This is a genomic window from Corallococcus terminator, assembly GCF_003611635.1.
Lineage (GTDB): Bacteria > Myxococcota > Myxococcia > Myxococcales > Myxococcaceae > Corallococcus > Corallococcus terminator.
In genome coordinates this window covers 1-17,032 of record NZ_RAVZ01000099.1, presented here as the reverse complement: position 1 = coordinate 17,032, position 17,032 = coordinate 1, and the positions used below count along the sequence as shown (strand labels likewise).

Annotated in this window: 15 protein-coding genes and 1 pseudogene; 11 read left to right on the top strand and 5 right to left on the bottom strand. The window is 69.3% G+C overall.

What is annotated here, in order from left to right; all coding sequences use genetic code 11:
* The first annotated feature begins 5 nt into the window (after positions 1 to 5).
* From D7V88_RS16220 to cglE, 3 genes are all read left to right on the top strand, one after another.
* Entirely contained in the window at positions 6 to 329 is a 324-nt protein-coding gene (locus D7V88_RS16220) for a hypothetical protein (protein ID WP_244238178.1), read from the top strand.
* A 60-nt stretch (positions 330 to 389) separates the two neighbouring features.
* The gene (locus D7V88_RS16215) at positions 390 to 2,444 is read left to right on the top strand and encodes a TonB family protein (RefSeq protein WP_120541546.1); all 2,055 of its coding nucleotides are present in this window, start codon (positions 390 to 392) and stop codon (positions 2,442 to 2,444) included.
* A gap of 181 nt (positions 2,445 to 2,625) precedes the next feature.
* Positions 2,626 to 3,225, top strand: coding sequence for an adventurous gliding motility protein CglE (gene cglE, locus D7V88_RS16210; protein WP_120541545.1), 600 nt, complete (start codon positions 2,626 to 2,628; stop codon positions 3,223 to 3,225).
* A 6-nt stretch (positions 3,226 to 3,231) separates the two neighbouring features.
* Here cglE and D7V88_RS16205 read toward each other — a convergent pair whose 3' ends face one another.
* Entirely contained in the window at positions 3,232 to 4,080 is an 849-nt protein-coding gene (locus D7V88_RS16205; protein ID WP_120541544.1) for an AraC family transcriptional regulator, read from the bottom strand.
* A 183-nt stretch (positions 4,081 to 4,263) separates the two neighbouring features.
* On the opposite strand from D7V88_RS16205, the gene D7V88_RS16200 reads away from it, so the two are divergent.
* Together D7V88_RS16200 and D7V88_RS16195 are read left to right on the top strand one after the other, a co-directional pair.
* The gene (locus D7V88_RS16200) at positions 4,264 to 5,061 is read left to right on the top strand and encodes a hypothetical protein (protein WP_120541543.1); all 798 of its coding nucleotides are present in this window, start codon (positions 4,264 to 4,266) and stop codon (positions 5,059 to 5,061) included.
* Positions 5,062 to 5,118: 57 nt separating this feature from the next.
* Positions 5,119 to 6,309 carry a PKD domain-containing protein gene (locus D7V88_RS16195; RefSeq protein ID WP_120541542.1) on the top strand — a complete coding sequence of 397 codons (1,191 nt, stop codon included), beginning with the start codon at positions 5,119 to 5,121 and terminating at the stop codon, positions 6,307 to 6,309.
* Positions 6,310 to 6,375: 66 nt separating this feature from the next.
* On the opposite strand, the gene typA is transcribed toward D7V88_RS16195, so the two are convergent.
* The 3 genes from typA to D7V88_RS16180 all read right to left on the bottom strand — a co-directional run bounded on the left by typA (position 6,376) and on the right by D7V88_RS16180 (position 10,903).
* Positions 6,376 to 8,223: a translational GTPase TypA gene (typA, locus tag D7V88_RS16190; RefSeq protein WP_120541555.1), complete on the bottom strand. Its 1,848-nt coding sequence runs from the start codon at positions 8,221 to 8,223 to the stop codon at positions 6,376 to 6,378.
* Between the two features lie 164 nt (positions 8,224 to 8,387).
* Positions 8,388 to 9,308, bottom strand: coding sequence for an alpha/beta fold hydrolase (locus D7V88_RS16185; RefSeq protein ID WP_120541541.1), 921 nt, complete (start codon positions 9,306 to 9,308; stop codon positions 8,388 to 8,390).
* Positions 9,305 to 10,903: a sigma 54-interacting transcriptional regulator gene (locus D7V88_RS16180; RefSeq protein WP_120541540.1), complete on the bottom strand. Its 1,599-nt coding sequence runs from the start codon at positions 10,901 to 10,903 to the stop codon at positions 9,305 to 9,307. Before D7V88_RS16180 ends, D7V88_RS16185 begins: the two co-directional genes overlap by 4 nt.
* A 112-nt stretch (positions 10,904 to 11,015) precedes the next feature.
* On the opposite strand from D7V88_RS16180, the gene D7V88_RS16175 reads away from it, so the two are divergent.
* From D7V88_RS16175 to D7V88_RS16150, 6 genes are all read left to right on the top strand, one after another.
* On the top strand, positions 11,016 to 12,005 hold the full coding sequence (locus D7V88_RS16175) for a cation diffusion facilitator family transporter (protein WP_120541539.1): 990 nt from the start codon (positions 11,016 to 11,018) through the stop codon (positions 12,003 to 12,005).
* Positions 12,006 to 12,051: 46 nt separating this feature from the next.
* Positions 12,052 to 13,098, top strand: a complete 1,047-nt coding sequence (locus D7V88_RS16170; RefSeq protein WP_120541538.1) for a hypothetical protein — start codon at positions 12,052 to 12,054, stop codon at positions 13,096 to 13,098.
* A 9-nt stretch (positions 13,099 to 13,107) separates the two neighbouring features.
* Positions 13,108 to 13,665 carry a 16S rRNA (guanine(966)-N(2))-methyltransferase RsmD gene (gene rsmD, locus D7V88_RS16165; RefSeq protein ID WP_120541537.1) on the top strand — a complete coding sequence of 186 codons (558 nt, stop codon included), beginning with the start codon at positions 13,108 to 13,110 and terminating at the stop codon, positions 13,663 to 13,665.
* A gap of 47 nt (positions 13,666 to 13,712) precedes the next feature.
* The gene (gene coaD / locus D7V88_RS16160; protein ID WP_120541536.1) at positions 13,713 to 14,195 is read left to right on the top strand and encodes a pantetheine-phosphate adenylyltransferase; all 483 of its coding nucleotides are present in this window, start codon (positions 13,713 to 13,715) and stop codon (positions 14,193 to 14,195) included.
* Positions 14,196 to 14,278: 83 nt separating this feature from the next.
* Positions 14,279 to 15,469: a pyridoxal phosphate-dependent aminotransferase gene (locus D7V88_RS16155; RefSeq protein WP_120541535.1), complete on the top strand. Its 1,191-nt coding sequence runs from the start codon at positions 14,279 to 14,281 to the stop codon at positions 15,467 to 15,469.
* A gap of 140 nt (positions 15,470 to 15,609) precedes the next feature.
* Entirely contained in the window at positions 15,610 to 16,497 is an 888-nt protein-coding gene (locus tag D7V88_RS16150) for a carboxypeptidase regulatory-like domain-containing protein (protein WP_120541534.1), read from the top strand.
* Positions 16,498 to 16,561: 64 nt separating this feature from the next.
* Here the strand turns inward: D7V88_RS16150 and D7V88_RS16145 are convergent.
* Positions 16,562 to 17,032, bottom strand: a pseudogene (locus D7V88_RS16145) (hypothetical protein); the annotation flags it as partial.

Genomic DNA, 17,032 nt, shown 5'->3' with positions numbered 1-17,032 from the left:
CTGCAATGGAAGCCAAGAAGCTGGGCTACCGGAGACTGCACATGAAGCGACTGCTGGCATCGGTGGTGATGGTGGGGGTGCTGGGGGTAGCGGCCCCCGCCCTGGCGCAGAACAGCGGCGGAGACTCCGTGAAGGTCATCCAGGAGGAGGACCGCACGGTGTACCGCAAGAAGACGGTGATCGATTTCACGGATGTGGCGGTGGAGGGCGAGCTCACCAAGCCGGAAGGCTCCTACGTCCTCAATCGCAAGAAGACGGACTTCCAAAGCCTCATCAAGGTCCGGGAGAACTTCGACCCGGAGTTGCAGAAGTCAGCGGACAATCTTTAAGACGGGCTCTCAGGCGGCGTTGAACGTTTTCGGGACGGGAAGGGAAGAAGGAAGAACTTCATGGCGGCGGCGAGAAAAAACGGTTTGACGCTTCGGATTACGACTCCAGACGGCTCCATCCAGGAGACCGTGTCGGAGGCGGAGAGTGTCATCGTGGGGTCGGGCGCCCAAGCGGCGGTGAAGATTCAGGATCCGCGGGTCTCCAATCTCCATGTGATGCTGAAGGTGGACCACGATGGTTCGGTAACGGCCATCGACCTGGGCAGTGAAGGCGGCACCCAGGTCTCAGGGCAGAAGCTCGTCATTCCCACGGCGCTCAAGCCGGGTGACGTGTTGACGGTGGGGACCTCGCGGGTGGAGGTGCTCTTCGGTGACACGCCCCGGTCGGTGGCTCCGGCGGGCGCGGCGGTGGCGATGCCCGGTGCGTTCCATCAGTTGCCTCCTCGCGGTCCGGCGATGCCGCCGGCTGCGCAGGCGGCTCCCCCGGTCCGGCGCGATGTGGCGCCTCCCCGGGCTCCGGTGCAGGCGGCGGCGCCTTCCAACCTCGTGGGCACGGTGAGCACGCCGCGTTCCTCGACGGCGGGGGGCATGCAGGTCTCCACGACGAACCACGCGGCGCCCACGCCCGTGTTCGGCCCGTCGGCGCCTCCGGGGATGGTGCGCAAGCCCACGCCCCCGGCGATCGCGGCGGCGAAGAAGCCGCACCTGGCGGCGCACCTGCAGGATCCCCTTCCCCTGGACGCGCAGCCGACGCCCGAGGCGAAGGTGCTCCAGGTGGCGCTGCTCTGGGGCGACCAGATGCTGGAGGTCCAGCACTTCAAGGACGGCGCTCCGGTCACCATCGGCGAGGGCAAGAAGAACGCCTTCCACGTGTTCGTGCCGCAGGTGGGCAAGCGCCACGTGCTGGCGGTGAGCAAGGGCGACAAGCTGGAGCTCAAGGCTCCGGCGGGCTCTGGCGTGTTCGTCACCAACAAGGGGGATGTCCGCACCAAGGACGCGCTGCGCGCCGCGGGTCAGCTCAACTCCGCTTCGGCGGATCAGGAGCAGCTCTTCACCCTGGGCCTTCACGACCGCGCGGAGGTGTCGCTGGGCACCGTCGGCTTCATGATGCGCTACGTGAAGCCTTCTCCGGCCATCCTGGCCACCTCGCTGTCCGACCGCGACTTCGGCTTCTTCAAGATCGCCGCCATCTGTATCCTGGCGTCGGCCGCGTTCGTCGCCTCGATGGTGCTCACGCCGCACTCCGACACGCGCTCCGCGGACGACGTCTTCGAGTCCCAGCAGAGCGTGGCGAAGTTCCTCATCGCCCCGCAGAAGAAGGTGGAGGCGAAGAAGCTCCAGCTCTCCGGCGTGGAAGAAGGCGCCAAGGCGAAGGACGAAGAGGGCAAGTTCGGCAAGGAGGAGGCGAAGCTCGCGGAGGCCGCGCCTTCGAAGCCGGGCACCAACGTCGTCGACAAGAGCAAGAAGGAGAAGGACCGCCAGGTGGTGGGCAAGGTCGGCCTCCTGGGTGCGCTCAAGGGCATGAAGGGTGGCGCGTCGGACGTGTTCGGTCCGGGCGGCATCGGCACCGGCATCAACAACTCGCTGGGCGGCCTCAAGGGCGGCGCGGCCATGGGTGACGCGCAGGGCGTGGGCGGCCTGGGTTCGCGCGGCACCGGCAACGGCGGCGGCGGCACGGCGCTGGGCATCGGTGGCCTGGGGACGCAGGGCAATGGACGCGGCGTGGGCGGCTCGGGCGGCATCGACCTGGGTGGCCGTGGCAAGTCCGTGACCAAGGTGATTCCCGGCAAGACGACGGTGGTGGGCGGCCTGGACAAGGACGTCATCGCCAAGGTCATCCGGCGGCACCAGAACGAGATCAAGTACTGCTACGAGTCGGAGCTGAACAAGAACCCGGCGCTCGCGGGCAAGGTCGCGGTGGCCTTCACCATCGACCCGGCCGGCGCGGTGGCGGACGCCAACGTGGCGGAGACGACGCTGGGCAGCAGCCCCGCGGAGAACTGCATGCTCTCCCGCATCCGTCGCTGGAAGTTCCCGGAGCCCAAGGGCGGCGGCGTGGTGTCCGTGACGTACCCCTGGCTGTTCTCGCCCTCCGGCGCGGACGGTGAGGGGTAGCACTCCGGCCCCGACGCTTCGGCCAGGGGATTCGTAGACTGGAAGACCAAATGGCGTGGACGAAACGGTCCACGCCATTTTCGTTTTTCCCCGCTGCCGTTTCGTGCGCGGCATCACTAGTGTCCGTGCGCCGCTCCGTGAGTGTGAGTGGCGCGAGAGGACCACCGTGACGGGAGGAGTCGTGAGGAAGTCGCTGCTGTTCGCCGCGCTCGCGCTGGGGACGCCGGCCCTGGGGGCCACCCCACCAGAAGGCGTGCCGTTCGAGCCGCGCCGGGGTTTCTTCACCGAGACCGACGTCGGCGTGTTCTTCACCGTGGGCGGTGAGAACAACTACTCCAACGCGCAGTCGTACCTGCAACTGGGCATCGGCTATGACCTGACGGAGCGGCTGTCGCTGGGGGCGCACTTCGCGCTGGGGTCCTCCGCGCAGAACTGCTTCGCGGGCTACCTGCCGCAGTCCAACGTCTGCGCCCTGTCGGACAACTTCACCGTGGCCTTCGGAGACATCACGGCCGCCTACCACGTGAAGCTGGCCAACCGCTTCTACCTGACGCCCAAGGTGGCGGCGGGCTACACGCGGTTGGACCCCACGCCGGTGGATCCAGACGAGGGCGACCCGGGCCGCTCCGTCAACGCCTTCAACGCGGGCCTGGGCGTGGGCGTGGAGTACGCCACGTCCTTCGACCACTTCTCGGTGGGGGCGGATGTGCTGGGGCGCTACATCATCGGGCCCAACATCATGTCCTTCGCCGTGTTCCCTCGGGTGAAGTACACGTTCTGAGGTCCGTCACTCCGAAGCGCGCCGGGCCGGAGTCACCGGGCCGGGCGCGCGCCGGGCGTACTCGGCGGGCGGACAGCCGACGACGCGCCGGAAGTCGCGGATGAAGTGCGCCTGGTCGAAGTAGCCCAGCTCCAGCGCCAGCGTCGCCAGCTCCGGCGGGGGGACCTCCTTCAGACGTTCGGCGGCCTCGTGCAGTCGGTAGCGCTGGATGACCCACTTGGGGCTCACGCCCACGTAGCGGCGGAACAGCCGCTGCACCGTGCGCAGGCCCGGGCCTCCCGGTGTCAGCAGGTCCTCCACCTTCGTCACCGCGCGGTCCTCCAGGATGCGTGTGACCATCCCCTGCACCCCGGCCACGTTCGGATCCGCCGCGGGCAGACGCGCGCGCAGGAAGGCCTCCGCCAGGGCCACGCGCTCCGCGTTCGCGTCGCGGGTGACGTCGGTGGCGAGGATGGCCGCCTCCAGCGCGAGCGCCTCCGGGCCCAGGAGCGGGGCCGGGGCCATGGTGCGCTCCGTGAGTGCGGACACCGGCGTCTTCACGAAGCGGAAGAAGCCGCCGGGCCGGAACTTGATGCCGAACACGCCGCCCAGGCCCTCCAGCAGGAGGGAGAAGCGCCCGGAGTGCACGCCCGCGATGCGCGAGGTGCCGTCCTGGAAGGTCCAGTGCACGGACGGGTGGGTGAGGTTCTGCTGGAGGAAGGGCGGCTGTTCGCGCAGGTCCCAGCGCACGGCCCAGAAGTGTTCGACCCAGGGGCGCAGGTCCTCGGCGGGAAGGAGGCGCGCGTGCGCGAAGTGCCGCGCGTCCGGCCGGGGGTACAGCAGGCCACGGGCGGGGCCCGTGCTCGACGCCACCATGGTGCATGCCTCCCGGGTTTCGGGTTGCCGCGTTTCTACAATCACACCTCGGAGGTGGACAGGTGCTGGCCTCCCACTGCGATGGAAGGCGGACACCGGGCCGGACCTCGGGCCGGATTCAGGTCCCTTGCGAAGATGCGCACCGTGGGCCGGTCCCCTCGCTGACCGTCCCGGGTGTGCCCCATGGCGTCCGTCGTCCGTTCCCGCGCTTGCGCGCTGGTGCTGGTGGTGTCGTTGCTGTCCGTGCCGGCCTTCGCGCAGGGCATCGCCTCCATCCCCTTCGGGGACACGTGTTGGGGCACCGGGGCGGACGCGGATGGCGACGGGCTCAACGACGACTGCGAAGAGCAGGTGGCGTCCGCCTTCATGCCGGCGCTGTGGCTCGCACGCAACGAGCGGGGCGCGGGCCGCCGGCCGTACTTCGCGGTGAAGTCGCAGTCCTTCGCGCTGCGCACGCTGCGCATCTTCTACCTGGCGGCCTTCTACGAGGACCACGGCATCCTGGGCGGCGTCGTGGACGCGCACGACGGCGACACCGAGTTCCAGGTGCTGGAGGTGCACTACTCCGACGGTCGCTGGCTGCTGGACTGGGCCTTCCTCTCCGCGCACCTGGAGACAGTGTGCGAGTCCTCCGCTTGGTACAGTTGGGCACAGCTCGAATACCTGTCGGAGTCCCGGGGCGCGCCGCGCATCTACGCCGCCCAGGACAAGCACGGCTCGTACAACTCCGTGTCCACGTGCGACCGGGGCGGCTGCTACGTGGATGGCTGTTCGCAGGGCCGCTCGGAGCTGTTGGACCCCGACAACAAGCTCGCGTCGCGCAACGTGGGCTCCACGGGCACTCCGTTGATCAACGCCGTCACCTTCCGGGGACAGACGGAGCGGCTGATGGACGCCGTGGAGTTCAGGGGCTGGGACAACCAGTGGTACCGGCCCAACGCCACGCCCTACCGCGCGCGGTTGATCCGCTTCGGCTTCTAGCGCGCCATGGGTCCGCTTCCGCCTTCGAAGTCGTCGGGGCTGCGACCGCGGACCCGCATGGTGCTCGCGGCCGGCGGCGTGGTCGCCGGGAGCCTGCTGCTCGCGGGGCTGGATGCCGCCCGGACGGCCGGAGCCGAGCCGGCGTCCGCCGTCCACCCCGACGCTCGCATCCCACCGGAGCGCGCCGTGTCCGGGCCTGGAGCGCCGTCCCTCGCGGCCCTGGAGCCTTCCTACGCCAACGGGGGCTCGTCCGAGGACTTCCGGCTCGCCAGCACCCTGGGCGAGGTCTGGGAGCCCCTGGCCTCCACGGCCTTCATCGAACAGTTGGACACGGACCGCCCCTGGGCCTGCGCGGGCGGCGCCGTCAGCGTCGTCGCGAGGGTGGGCGGCTCGCGCGAGCCCGACCTGGTGGAGCGCTGGGTGTGGCCCACGCCGGAAGGCCGCGCGGGGCTCCAGCCGGGGGCGGCGCTGGACTGGCGCGCGCCCTCCGCGCCGGGACGCTATCCGGTGCGCTTCCAGCTCTGCCGCGACCTGGGAGGCCGCCGCGTCGGGGTGCTGGCCGAGCGCACGGTGCTGCTGGAGGTCCGGGACTGCGAGGCCCAGGCGGAGTCTCCGCTGCGCCTCGGGTCGCGGCAGGACGGCCCGTCCACCTTCACCTTCGAGGTCCAGGGCCTGGAGGAAGCCGGGCCCGTCCGCGCGTACGACTGGGACCTGGGGGATGGCACCACGGAGGAGACGGAAGGGCCCATCCTCGAACACACCTACGCGGTGGAGCCCGCGGACGGCGCCGTGCCCCGGCGCTTCACGGTGCGCGTGCGGGCGCGGATGGAGTCCGGTGCGGTGCGGTCCCTCACCACCTTCGTGGGCGTCCGTCCGCTGGCGCTCCCGGAAGCACCGCCCCGCGTGTCGCTGAAGGTGTCCCGCTGGCAGCCGCTGCTGGAGACCGGAGGCTGGCGCAGCGAGGTCTCCGTGCTCATCCCGGACGGCGCGGAGGCCGTCACCTGGGCGGAGGTCGAACGCATCCTCGTGGGCTGGGACGACCAACGGCGGGCCACGCGGATGCCCTGGGAGCGCGCCCTGACCGTGCAGGAGACGCTGGAGCGCGGCGGCTTCCGGGCGGCGGTGGTGGTGGGCCCGGACGAAGCGACGCCCGACATCCAGCAGGTGCTGGATGTCCTCCACGGCCGTGACGCGCGGGGCAACGACGTGGTGGTGTCCTGGGCTTCGTTCAAACAGGAGAGCCCCTGAACGAAGAAGAGGCCGCCACCCGGGTGGGTGACGGCCTCTCAAGACTTCGGGAGCGACGGGGACGGCTTACGCGTCGCTACGCTCTTCGCGCTTGCGCTCACGCTCGGCGCGGTAGCGGTCGCCGTTGGCCAGCGCCTTCTTGCGCATGCGCACGGACTTGGGCGTCACCTCGACGAGCTCGTCGTCGGCGATCCACTCCAGGGCCTTCTCCAGCCCCATCTCGCGCGGCGGGACGAGGAGGACGTTCTCGTCGCGGCCGGCGGCGCGGATGTTGGTGAGTTTCTTCTCGCGGCAGCAGTTGACGTTGAGCTCGGACGGGTGGGAGTGCTCGCCGATGATCATCCCCTCGTACACCGTGACGCCTTCGCTCACGAACAGTTGGCCACGCTCCTGGATGCTGAACAGGGCGTAGGGCACCGTGTCGCCCAGACGGTCGGAGACGATGGCGCCGTTGGCGCGCTTCGGGATGTAGCCGAACCACGGCTCGAAGCCGTCGAACTGGCTGCTCATGATGCCTTCACCCCGCGTGATGGTGAGGAACTCCGAGCGGAAGCCGATGAGGCCGCGAGCGGGGATGCGGAACTGGAGCCGGGTGCGGCCCGAGCCCAACTGCTGCATGTCCGTCATGCGGCCCTTGCGGGGCCCCAGGCGCTCCGTCACCACGCCCACGCTGGTCTCCGGCACGTCGCAGAAGACCAGCTCCATGGGCTCGTGCAGGACGCCGTCCACGTGCTTGGTGATGGGCTCCGGGTTGGAGGCCGTCAGCTCGTAGCCTTCGCGGCGCATGTTCTCGATGATGACGGCCAGGGCGAGTTCGCCACGGCCCACCACGCGGAACGCGTCCGGCGTCGCGGTGTCTTCCACGCGCACGGCCACGTTGCGGTAGGCCTCGCGGTACAGGCGCTCGCGCAGGTTGCGGGAGGTGACGAACTTGCCTTCCTTGCCCGCCAGCGGCCCGTCGTTGACCTTGAAGATCATCATCATCGTGGGCTCGTCCACGGTGATGCGCGGCAGGGCCACCGGCTTCTCCGCGTCGGCGATGGTGTCGCCGATGGAGATGTCCTCGATGCCCGCGATGGAGACGATTTCGCCCGGGCCGGCGTCGGGGATTTCGACGCGCTTCAGGCCGGAGAAGCCGTACAGCTTCACGATCTTGCCCGGCTGCACCTTGCCACCATCGCGGACGACGGACACAGGCATGTTGGCCGTGATGCGGCCCGCCTGCACGCGACCGACGGCCAGACGGCCGACGTAGTCGTCGTAGTCCAGGTTCGCCACCAGCAACTGGAGCGTGGTCTGGTCCACCGGCGGCGCGGGCGGGGGCGGGATGTGCTTGATGATGGCGTCGTACAGGGGCTCCAGCGTCTTGCCCGGGACGTCCAGCGACGTGGAGGCCTGACCCTGGCGGGCCACCGTGTAGAGGACCGGCATCTCCAACTGCTTATCGTCCGCGCCCAGGTCGATGTAGAGCGAGTAGACGAGGTCCAGCACTTCCTTGGCCCGGGCGTCCTGACGGTCGATCTTGTTGATGACCAACACCGTCTTCAGGCCCATGGCGAGCGCCTTGGTGAGCACGAAGCGCGTCTGGGGCAGGGGACCTTCGGCCGCGTCCACCAGGAGGATGACGCCATCGACCAGGCGCAGACCGCGCTCCACCTCGCCACCGAAGTCGGCGTGGCCCGGGGTGTCGATGATGTTGATCTGCATCCCCTTGTAGGAGACCGCGGTGTTCTTCGCGAGAATGGTGATGCCCTTCTCTCGCTCGAGATCGTTCGAGTCCATCACTCGATCGGTCATGTGCTCGTTGGAGCGGAAGGTACCGGCCTGCCGGAGCAGGTGGTCAACCAGGGTGGTCTTCCCGTGGTCGACGTGGGCGACAATGGCGACGTTGCGGATGTTTTCGCGAGAGATCATGCGGACCGACTGACAGAAAGAGGTGCGAAGAGACACGCCCAGAACGGGCTTTCTCAATCCCACCGGAACCCGGAAGGCGGGGGCTTATATGCCGGGGGCTTCCCGCCTGCAATCAAGGCGGATGTCCAGCGGCCAGACAGCCGTACCCACCCCCCACCGGACGCTTATCCCACCTTTGGGGCAGATTCCCCGGATTCCACGCCCAATCGTTCGCGCAGGAAGCGTTCCACGCGCAGTTCCACCAGTCCGGGGACCTCCAGGGGGGCGGTGTGGGTGCCCTCGGAGATGGTCAGCAGTTCTGAGGCGGGGATGCGCTCGGCCATCTTCCGGGAGAGCCAGCCGGGGGTGAAGCGGTCCTTCTCCCCGGCGACGACCAGGGTGGGCACGTCCACGTACTCCAGGTGATCCCACGCGGTGTGGCTCGCCAGTGAATCCAGGGTGCGCACGAAGACGACGGGGTCCATCCGGGCCAGGTGGGAGAAGTAGGGGGCCAGGTCGTTGCGGGCGATGAGCTCCGGGTTCATCTCCAGCCGGATGGCCAACTGCACCACCAGCTCCGTGGTGAGCGCGCCGTGCACGATGCGGGCGGTGTGCAGGGGGAAGCGCTCCACCGCGCGGCGCAGGGTGGGGAAGATGCGCTTGAGCAGGGTGGAGTCGTGGAAGGTGTCCAGCGGCATGCCGTAGCTGCCGCACACCAGCACCAGCCCCTGCACGCGCCGGGCGTAGCGGCGGTGGAACTCCAGCGCCACCTGCACGCCCATGGAGTGGCCGAAGAGGACGGCCTTCTCCAGGCCTGCGGCGTCCATCACCCGCGCCATGTCGTCGCAGGTGTACGCCATGCCAATGCGGGTGCGGTCCTCCGGCACGCTGCTTTTGCCGTGGCCCCGGTAGTGCCACCTGAGCACCCGATGGCGCCGTGCCAGGTAGGGCAGCAGGTACTTCCAGGCGAAGCCGTCGCAGCCCAGGCCGTCGCACAGCACCATGCCCGGGGTGCCTTCGCCGCGGACCTGGAAGTAGAGGTCCGCGCCGTCGGGCACCCGCAGCGTGTCCTGGCGGAAGGTGGTCGCGTGTCCGGGGGGGCTCACGCTTCGGCCTCCTCATCCGCGCCGTCGGCAAGGCCCTCGGGCAGGAGCCGGTCCAGTCCGTAGCGGGTGATCTTCAGGATGAGGTTGGAGCGGCTGATGCCCAGCTCGCGCGACAGCCGGCTCTTGTTGTTGCGCGTGCGCACGAGCCCCTGGTGGATCATCTCCTTCTCCAGCGACTCCACCGCCTCGTGCAGTTTTCCGTGCGCGCGCGGGGCGATGAAGTGCCCGCCGCCGGGGACGACGGTGTCGCGGATGCGGCTGGAGAGCAGCTCCGCGGGGATGACCTCCAGCTCGCCGCCCAGCACCAGCAGCCGCTCGATTTCGTTCTCCAGCTCGCGGATGTTCCCCGGCCACGCGTACGCGCCCAGGATGCCCAGGGCCTCCGGGGCCAGCCCCCGGGCGCGCTGTCCCTCGCGGTGGTGCTTGCGCAGGAAGTGGTCGATGAGGACGGGAAGGTCGTCCTTGCGCTCGCGCAGGGGTGGCAGTTGGAGGCGGATGACGTTGATGCGGTAGTAGAGGTCCTCGCGGAACTCGCCTCGCTTCACCATCTCCCCCAGGTCCTTGTGCGTGGCGGCGATGACGCGCACGTCGACCTCGCGGGAGTGCGTGCCGCCCACTGGCAGGAAGGTGCCCTCCTGGAGCACGCGCAAGAGCTTCACCTGGAGGGCGGGGGACATGTCGCCCACCTCGTCCAGGAAGAAGGTGCCGGTGTCGGCGACCTCGAAGAGGCCCTTCTTGTCCTTGAGCGCTCCGGTGAAGGCGCCTCGCGTGTGTCCGAAGAGGGCGCTCTCCAGCAGGTTGTCGTTGAAGGCGGAGCAGTTCTGCACGACGAACGGCTTGTCCTTGCGCGGGCCGTTGTGGTGGATGGCGCGCGCCACCAGCTCCTTGCCCGTGCCGGACTCGCCGTTGATGAGGACGGTGGAGTCGGAGTTGGCCACCTTCTCCATCAGGCGGAAGACTTCGTTCATCGCCCCGGAGCGGCCGATGATCTTCTCGAAGCGGTAGCGGTTGGACAGCTCGGAGGCCATGGACTGGATGGTCTCCTCCTTGCGGGTGAGCTCCACCTCCTGGTTCTCGATCTCCGTCACCGCGAACTCCAGCAGGTCCGACAGCTTGCTCAGCTCCGAGCCGTCCAGCACCGGCACGCGCTCCCACGCGCCCTCCAGGTCCGCCTGCGCCCCCGGCGCGATGTCGCGCATCTTGTCCATCAGCACCTGGCCGTCGCCGGGCGTGAGCGGCTGCCGGGCGAAGCCCTCCACGAAGAGGAAACCCTCGTACTCGTTGCGGATGTAGAGCGGGGCGCCCACGATGGACAGGCGCAGGTGGCAGTCGTGTGACATGGAGCGGCGCAGCTTCTTGGCCGCCTTGAACTTCTCGTGCAGCACCCGCACGGACTGGGCGCACCGCCGCATCCCCTCCCTCGAACCGAGCGAGTGGCGGCAGAAGTCGTTCGGCGGTGGGATGAAATCCCCGCGCTGCCAGTCGTGCACCACGCCGTTACGATCCGCGAAGGACAGCTCCACCTGCCACCACTTGCGGATGACATCCCTCAACATGACAATGGTGTGCAGATTCTGATGCTTCTCGAAGTCCATCCCCGCGGGCCTCCCCCTGTTGCAGATTCGGACAGTGGATCTACGGGGTTGTCTGAAATCAATCCAGCGGCACCTGTCCGCAGATGGCGCTGATCGCGTACCCTGGACCCCTGTGAGCGCACCCCCACATACACACGGCAGGGCCGGGCACGACCACTCGCACGACCATTCCCACCACGGACATGGGCATGGTCACGGCCATTCGCACGGGCCCCGGAAGGGTGGGCTGGCGGAGGAGCGGCGCAAGGACCGGCGGCGGCTGCTGTCGGCGCTGGCGCTGACGGCGACCATCATGGTCGCGGAGGCGGTGGGCGGCTTCCTGACGAACTCGCTCGCGTTGCTCTCCGACGCCGGGCACATGCTGACGGATGTCTCCGCGATGGTCTTGAGCCTGCTGGCGCTGTGGTTCGCCGGCCGGCCCGCGGATTTGAAGAAGACCTACGGCTACTACCGGATGGAGATTCTCAGCGCGCTCCTCAACGGGGTGCTGCTGCTGGTCATCACCATCTTCATCCTGATGGAGGCGTGGCAGCGGATGCGCACGCCGGCGCCGGTGGAGTTGGGGCCCATGGCCATCGTGGCGGGCGTGGGCCTGGTGGCGAACCTGGCGGCGCTGGGCTTCCTGCACCAGACGCATTCCATGAACGTGCGCGGGGCGTTCCTGCACGTGCTGGGCGACACGCTGTCGTCGGTGGGCGTGCTGGTGGGCGCGGGCATCATGTGGTGGACCGGCTGGTACGTCGTCGACCCCATCATCTCCGTGCTCATCTCCATCATCATCGTGGTGGGCGCGCTGCGGTTGGTGAAGGACGCGGTGGACGTGCTGCTGGAGGCGGTGCCCGCGCACGTGGACCTGGAGCAGGTGCGCGACCTGATGGCCAAGGTGCAGGGCGTGCAGGCGGTGCATGACCTGCACGTGTGGACCATCTCCAGCGGGATGTACGCGCTGTCAGCGCACCTGGTGGTGGCGGACCCGATGGTCTGCAACAACGACGACATCCTGACCGCGGTGAAGCACGACCTGTTCGACCGGTTCGGCATCGACCACACGACCATCCAGATTGAGAGCCAGGCCTACGCCCATCTGGGCGAGGTGCACTGACCTCCCTTGCGAAAGAGGAGCAGGGCGGGGATTCTCGGCGGCTCCTATGAGCGTGCTGGACAAGGTGTTGTCGCTGCGGCCGGGCAACGTGGTCGCGCGGATGGGCCCGGGCTCCCGGGTCCCCGTGTTGGATCCCCGTGAGCTGCTGCGGGCGCTGGAGTCCTCTCCGGCCGCGCTGCCCTGCATTCCCGTGCTGGCCAAGGGGACGCTGCCGGGCCTGCTGAGGGCCGCCCGGGCGGAGGACGCGGTGCTGGGGCTCGCCTGCCCGCACCCGCTGGCGGACCGGGGGGCGCCGGAGCGCTTCGTGTCCGCGGTGCGCGCGGCCGCCCTGGACGCCGAGCACACCCGGCCCCTGTTCCTCCAGGCCGGCCCCGTGCGGGTGACGTCCACGGACGCGGACGTCCTGGATGCGATGCAGGAGGGCCTCTTCCGTGTGGTGGACGCGGGCTTCGCGCTGGTGTCGCTGGAGCTGTCGCGCCTCACTACCTACGAAGCGGTAGAGGCGGTGAACGCGCTGGTGGGCCCCCTGGTGGAGCGCGAGCTGTCGCTGGAGCTGTCCGCGCCCCAGGCGCCCGCTGGAGCGGGGCTCCTGGACGCGTGCGGCACGCTGCTGGAAGGGCTTTCGCAGTGGAAGGTGCCGCTGCGCTTCCTGCGTGTGTCGGAGGCGCAGTTGGGCGAAGGCGACCTGGACGTGGGGCTCCTGCGGCAGGTGGTGGAGCTGGCCCATGCCCGGGGCGTCGCGGTGACGGTGGGCGACCTGACGGCCGGCGCACCTCGAGGGCTGTCCAGCTACGTCGCCGCGGGCGTGCGCAAGGTGGACTGCGGGGGCCCGTTCGGCCCGCTGGCCCTGCGTGCGTGGCCTTTGGAGGCGCGGGCGCAGGTGGTGGCCCGGGCCCAGGCGGCGGGGATGCCGGCCGGGGAGCTCCTGTCGATGCTGGAGGAGGGCCTGCCGCCCCTGACGCCGGAGGCCCGGGAGACGCTGGAGGCGCTGGCCTTCGCGGAGGCCACGGAGGTGCTGGCGGCGCTGGGGGCCCGGCGTTCGGCGACCCACGCGATGGCATTCCTCGCGAAGACGGGCGGCGACCTGGGCTAGAAGGCGCCCATGCGCATCGTGGCAGGCAGCGCGAAGGGCCGGGCCCTGCAGGGTCCCAAGCCGTCGTCCGGACACATCCGCCCCACGGCGGACCGCGTTCGCGAAACCCTCTTCAACATGCTGGGCCAGTTCCTGGACGGACAGGCCGTGCTGGACCTGTACGCGGGCACCGGGGCGCTGGGGCTGGAGGCCCTGTCGCGCGGGGCCGGGCGGGTGGTGCTGGTGGACCAGGACCGCGAGGCCCAGGGGCTGTGCCGGCTGAACACCGACGCGCTGGGCTTCGCTTCCCAGGTGGCCATCCTGGCGCAACCGGTGGCGCGGGCGCTGGAGACGCTGGGCAAGAAGGGCGAGAAATTCGAGCTCGTCTTCGCGGATCCGCCCTACGCGGCGCGCGTCGTCCCCACGGTCCTGGAGGCCCTGACCGCGTCCTCGGTGGTGTCCCCCGGGGGCACGGTGGTGGTGGAGCACGACAAGCGCGAGGAGGCCCCGGAGGCCCACGCGGGCTTCACCCGGGATGACCAGCGGAAATTCGGGGACACCCTGGTGAGCTTCTACCGGGCCCCGTGACGCGCGCTTGACCCGCCCCGTGGGCCCGCCGAGACTTCCCGGCACCCATGCCGGTTGCCATCTATCCTGGTTCGTTTGATCCGCTCACCAACGGGCACCTGAGCCTCATCCAGCGCAGCCTGAAGATGTTCGACCGGCTCATCGTCGCCATCGCGGTGAACCCGAAGAAGACCCCCCTCTTCAGCCAGGAGGAGCGCATCGAGCTCATCCGCGACGCGGTGAAGGACAGCCGCGTGGAGGTGGATGCCTTCCACGGGCTGCTCGTGGACTACGTGCACCAGCGTCAGGTGGGCGTCGTCATCCGAGGGCTCCGGGCCGTGTCGGACTTCGAATACGAGTTCCAGCTCGCGAACATGAACCGCAAGCTGGCGCCGGACATCGACACGGTCTTCATGATGACGGGCGAGGACTACTTCTACATCTCCTCGCAGCTCGTCCGGGAGGTCGCCTCCTTCGGGGGGAACGTGGAAGGGCTCGTCCCCCCGAACGTGTACGCCGGTCTGAAGAAGAAGTTCGGCACCAAGACCTGACCCGGGCCTGGGGGCAGCCGGGCAACGCAGCGCGCCACAAGGGTCTTGTCCGTCGCGGGAGTTCCGCGCTAGGCATTGGCGACATGAAACTCGCCCGCCGGCTGCAAGCCATCAAGCCCTCCGCCACCCTGGCCCTCAACGCGCGGGCCAAGGCGCTCGCCGCCAAGGGCGAGGACGTCGTCGTGCTCGCCGCCGGTGAGCCGGATTACGACACGCCTGAGTTCGTGAAGCAGGCGGCCATCGACGCCATTCGCACGGGCTTCACCAAGTACACCGCCACCGCGGGCATGCCGGAGTTGCGCGAGGCCATCTGCCGCAAGCTGGAGAAGGACAACGGCCTGAAGTACGCCGCTGATCAGGTGGTGGTGACGGCCGGCGGCAAGCAGTCGCTCTACAACTGCTTCCAGGCGCTGCTGGATGAAGGCGACGAGGTCATCATCTTCGCGCCCTACTGGGTGAGCTACCCGGACATGGTGCACCTGGCGGGCGGCACGCCGGTGCTGGTGCAGACGCGGGAAGAGGACGGCTACGCGCCGGACCCCGAATCCATCCGCCGCGCGCTCACCCCGCGCACGCGCGCCATCGTGCTCAACAGCCCGGCCAACCCCACGGGCGCGGTGTATTCGCGCGCCACGCTGGAGGGCATCGCGGACGCGGTGCGCGGCCATGACTGCCTGATCATCACCGACGACATGTACGAGAAGCTCCTCTACACGGGGGAGTTCCTCAACCTGGGCAACGTGGCGCCGGACCTGGTGCCCCGGCTCGTCGTGTCCAACGGCCTGTCCAAGTCCTACGCGATGACGGGCTGGCGGCTGGGCTACGCGGCCGGTCCCAAGGCGCTCATCGCCGCGATGCAGATGGTGCAGGACCAGTCCACGTCCAACGCCTCCTCGATCACTCAGAAGGCGGCGCTGGCGGCGCTCAACGGCCCGTCCGACACCATCACCGCGATGGTGAACGAGTACCGCGAGCGCCGGGATTTGTTCGTCGCGGGGCTCAACGCCATCGACGGCATCCGCTGCCGGCTGCCCGAAGGCGCCTTCTACGCGATGGCGGACGTGCGGGGCCTGCTGGGCCGCACGTACAAGGGCACGACGCTCACCACCACCCTCCAGCTCTCCGAAGCCCTGCTCAATGACTACCTCGTGGCCGCGGTGCCGGGGGATCCGTTCGGCGCGCCCGGCTACATCCGGATGAGCTTCGTCACCTCGCGCGAGGTGCTCCAGAAGGGCCTCAAGCGCCTGCGCGAATTCGTTGCCGCGCTGAGCTGAGAAGTCGCGTGGGAGTGTGAATTTCCCGTGGGGGCCTCGCGTCATGGGGCTCGCATGTCGCACTCGCGAGACGGTTGGACTCGCAGGCGGCGGCACCCGTGCGCAGGCCCGGTGCGCACTCGACAGGGAAGAACACTCACATGCATACGAATCGAAGAGGGGCGCTGAGCGCGCTCGTGGTGGCCATGGCATTGGCGGTCCTGCCGGCGTGCGACCCGGACGCGGAGAAGGATCCGGACCCTGCCCCCGAGAACCGCAAGGGACGGATCACCGGGACGGTCCAGCTCGCGGACGGCGCGTCCCCCGCGGGCGTCGAACTCCACCTCTACGAAACCGATGCCCGCGTCACGACGAACGCGCAGGGGACGTTCGCCTTCGAGGGACTGAACGCGGGCGAGTACACGCTCGTGGCCTCGAAGACGGGCTACCAGTCGCAGCAGGAATCGGTGGACGTGGGGGAGAAGCTGACGACCAGCCTGGCCATCGTGCTGGAGCCTGGCGCGGCCACGTCCCGCATCTCCGGCACCATCACGCTGGATGGCGCCACCTCCCACGAGGGCATCACGGTCTCCCTCGATGACACGACGTTCACCACCACCACGAACGCCCAGGGCGGCTTCGTCCTGGAAGGGGTGCCGTCCGGGTTCTTCATCCTCGTGGCCTCGAAGGCGGGCTACGACACCAAGGAGACGACCGTCTTCGTGAAGGGCGAGCCGGAGACGGTGACGCTCACGCTGGGGCGTCAGACGGGATCCTTCGCGGGCAGCGTCACGCTGGAAGGCGCGGCTTCGAACCAGGGGGCCACCGTCACCCTGACGGGCACGTCGTTCAGTGGCATCACGAACGCCGACGGCATCTTCGCGATCATCCAGGTGCCGCCGGGGACCTACAGCGCGGTGGCGTCGATGACGGGCTACGCCTCCGTGACGCAGGAGGTGACAGTGGAGGCGGGCAAGACCGCCGTCGCGACCTTCACACTGAAGGCGGGCGCGGGCCTCGTCGGGCTGGAGTCCGCGGCCGCGCACTGAGGCGGCAGCAGCGGGGTTTCAACGGGGGGCGCCGGGCGAAGCAGGCCCGGTGCCCCTTTTCGCGTCAGTCCGTATAGGCGAAGGCGTGCCAGTTCAGGTCGGAGCCGCCACGGAAGAGGAAGATGGCCGCGTGGCCGGACAGGTTGCCCACGGCGGCCCAGGTGTCCTTGAGCGCGCGCGGATCCAGGCCCAGGCGCGCGGGCGGCTTGCCGTACTTCTTCTCCATCTCCGCGAAGGGCAGCACCTCGATGTCGTAGAGCGTGACGAGGTCGGTGCGCCGGGCGCGCAGTTGCTTCACCCACGTCTGCACCAGCTCCTCCGGCGTGTTGAAGCGCTTCTCCTCCAACTGGAACGGGTACGTCAGCTCCGCGGACGCGGACCGCACGTCGCCCGTCAGCAGGCTCTGGAAGAGGAAGCGCGCCTCGTCGTGGATGACCGACCGGGTGAGGCCCTCGGGCGACAGGTCGTCGGCGAGGGGGCGCGCGGCGTCGCGGCCTGGGGCGGGCGTCGGGGCCGGCGGAGCCGGAGCACGGGT

What these genes read in the sequence shown, in the direction of transcription:
- D7V88_RS16155 (WP_120541535.1), top strand. Translation starts at nt 14,279, where the DNA reads ATGAAACTCGCCCGCCGGCTGCAAGCCATCAAGCCCTCCGCCACCCTG.
- coaD (WP_120541536.1), top strand. Translation starts at nt 13,713, where the DNA reads ATGCCGGTTGCCATCTATCCTGGTTCGTTTGATCCGCTCACCAACGGG.
- typA (WP_120541555.1), bottom strand. Translation starts at nt 8,223, where the DNA reads ATGATCTCTCGCGAAAACATCCGCAACGTCGCCATTGTCGCCCACGTC.
- D7V88_RS16200 (WP_120541543.1), top strand. Translation starts at nt 4,264, where the DNA reads ATGGCGTCCGTCGTCCGTTCCCGCGCTTGCGCGCTGGTGCTGGTGGTG.
- D7V88_RS16195 (WP_120541542.1), top strand. Translation starts at nt 5,119, where the DNA reads ATGGTGCTCGCGGCCGGCGGCGTGGTCGCCGGGAGCCTGCTGCTCGCG.
- D7V88_RS16205 (WP_120541544.1), bottom strand. Translation starts at nt 4,080, where the DNA reads ATGGTGGCGTCGAGCACGGGCCCCGCCCGTGGCCTGCTGTACCCCCGG.
- D7V88_RS16220 (WP_244238178.1), top strand. Translation starts at nt 6, where the DNA reads ATGGAAGCCAAGAAGCTGGGCTACCGGAGACTGCACATGAAGCGACTG.
- rsmD (WP_120541537.1), top strand. Translation starts at nt 13,108, where the DNA reads ATGCGCATCGTGGCAGGCAGCGCGAAGGGCCGGGCCCTGCAGGGTCCC.
- D7V88_RS16215 (WP_120541546.1), top strand. Translation starts at nt 390, where the DNA reads ATGGCGGCGGCGAGAAAAAACGGTTTGACGCTTCGGATTACGACTCCA.
- D7V88_RS16150 (WP_120541534.1), top strand. Translation starts at nt 15,610, where the DNA reads ATGCATACGAATCGAAGAGGGGCGCTGAGCGCGCTCGTGGTGGCCATG.
- D7V88_RS16180 (WP_120541540.1), bottom strand. Translation starts at nt 10,903, where the DNA reads ATGGACTTCGAGAAGCATCAGAATCTGCACACCATTGTCATGTTGAGG.
- D7V88_RS16170 (WP_120541538.1), top strand. Translation starts at nt 12,052, where the DNA reads ATGAGCGTGCTGGACAAGGTGTTGTCGCTGCGGCCGGGCAACGTGGTC.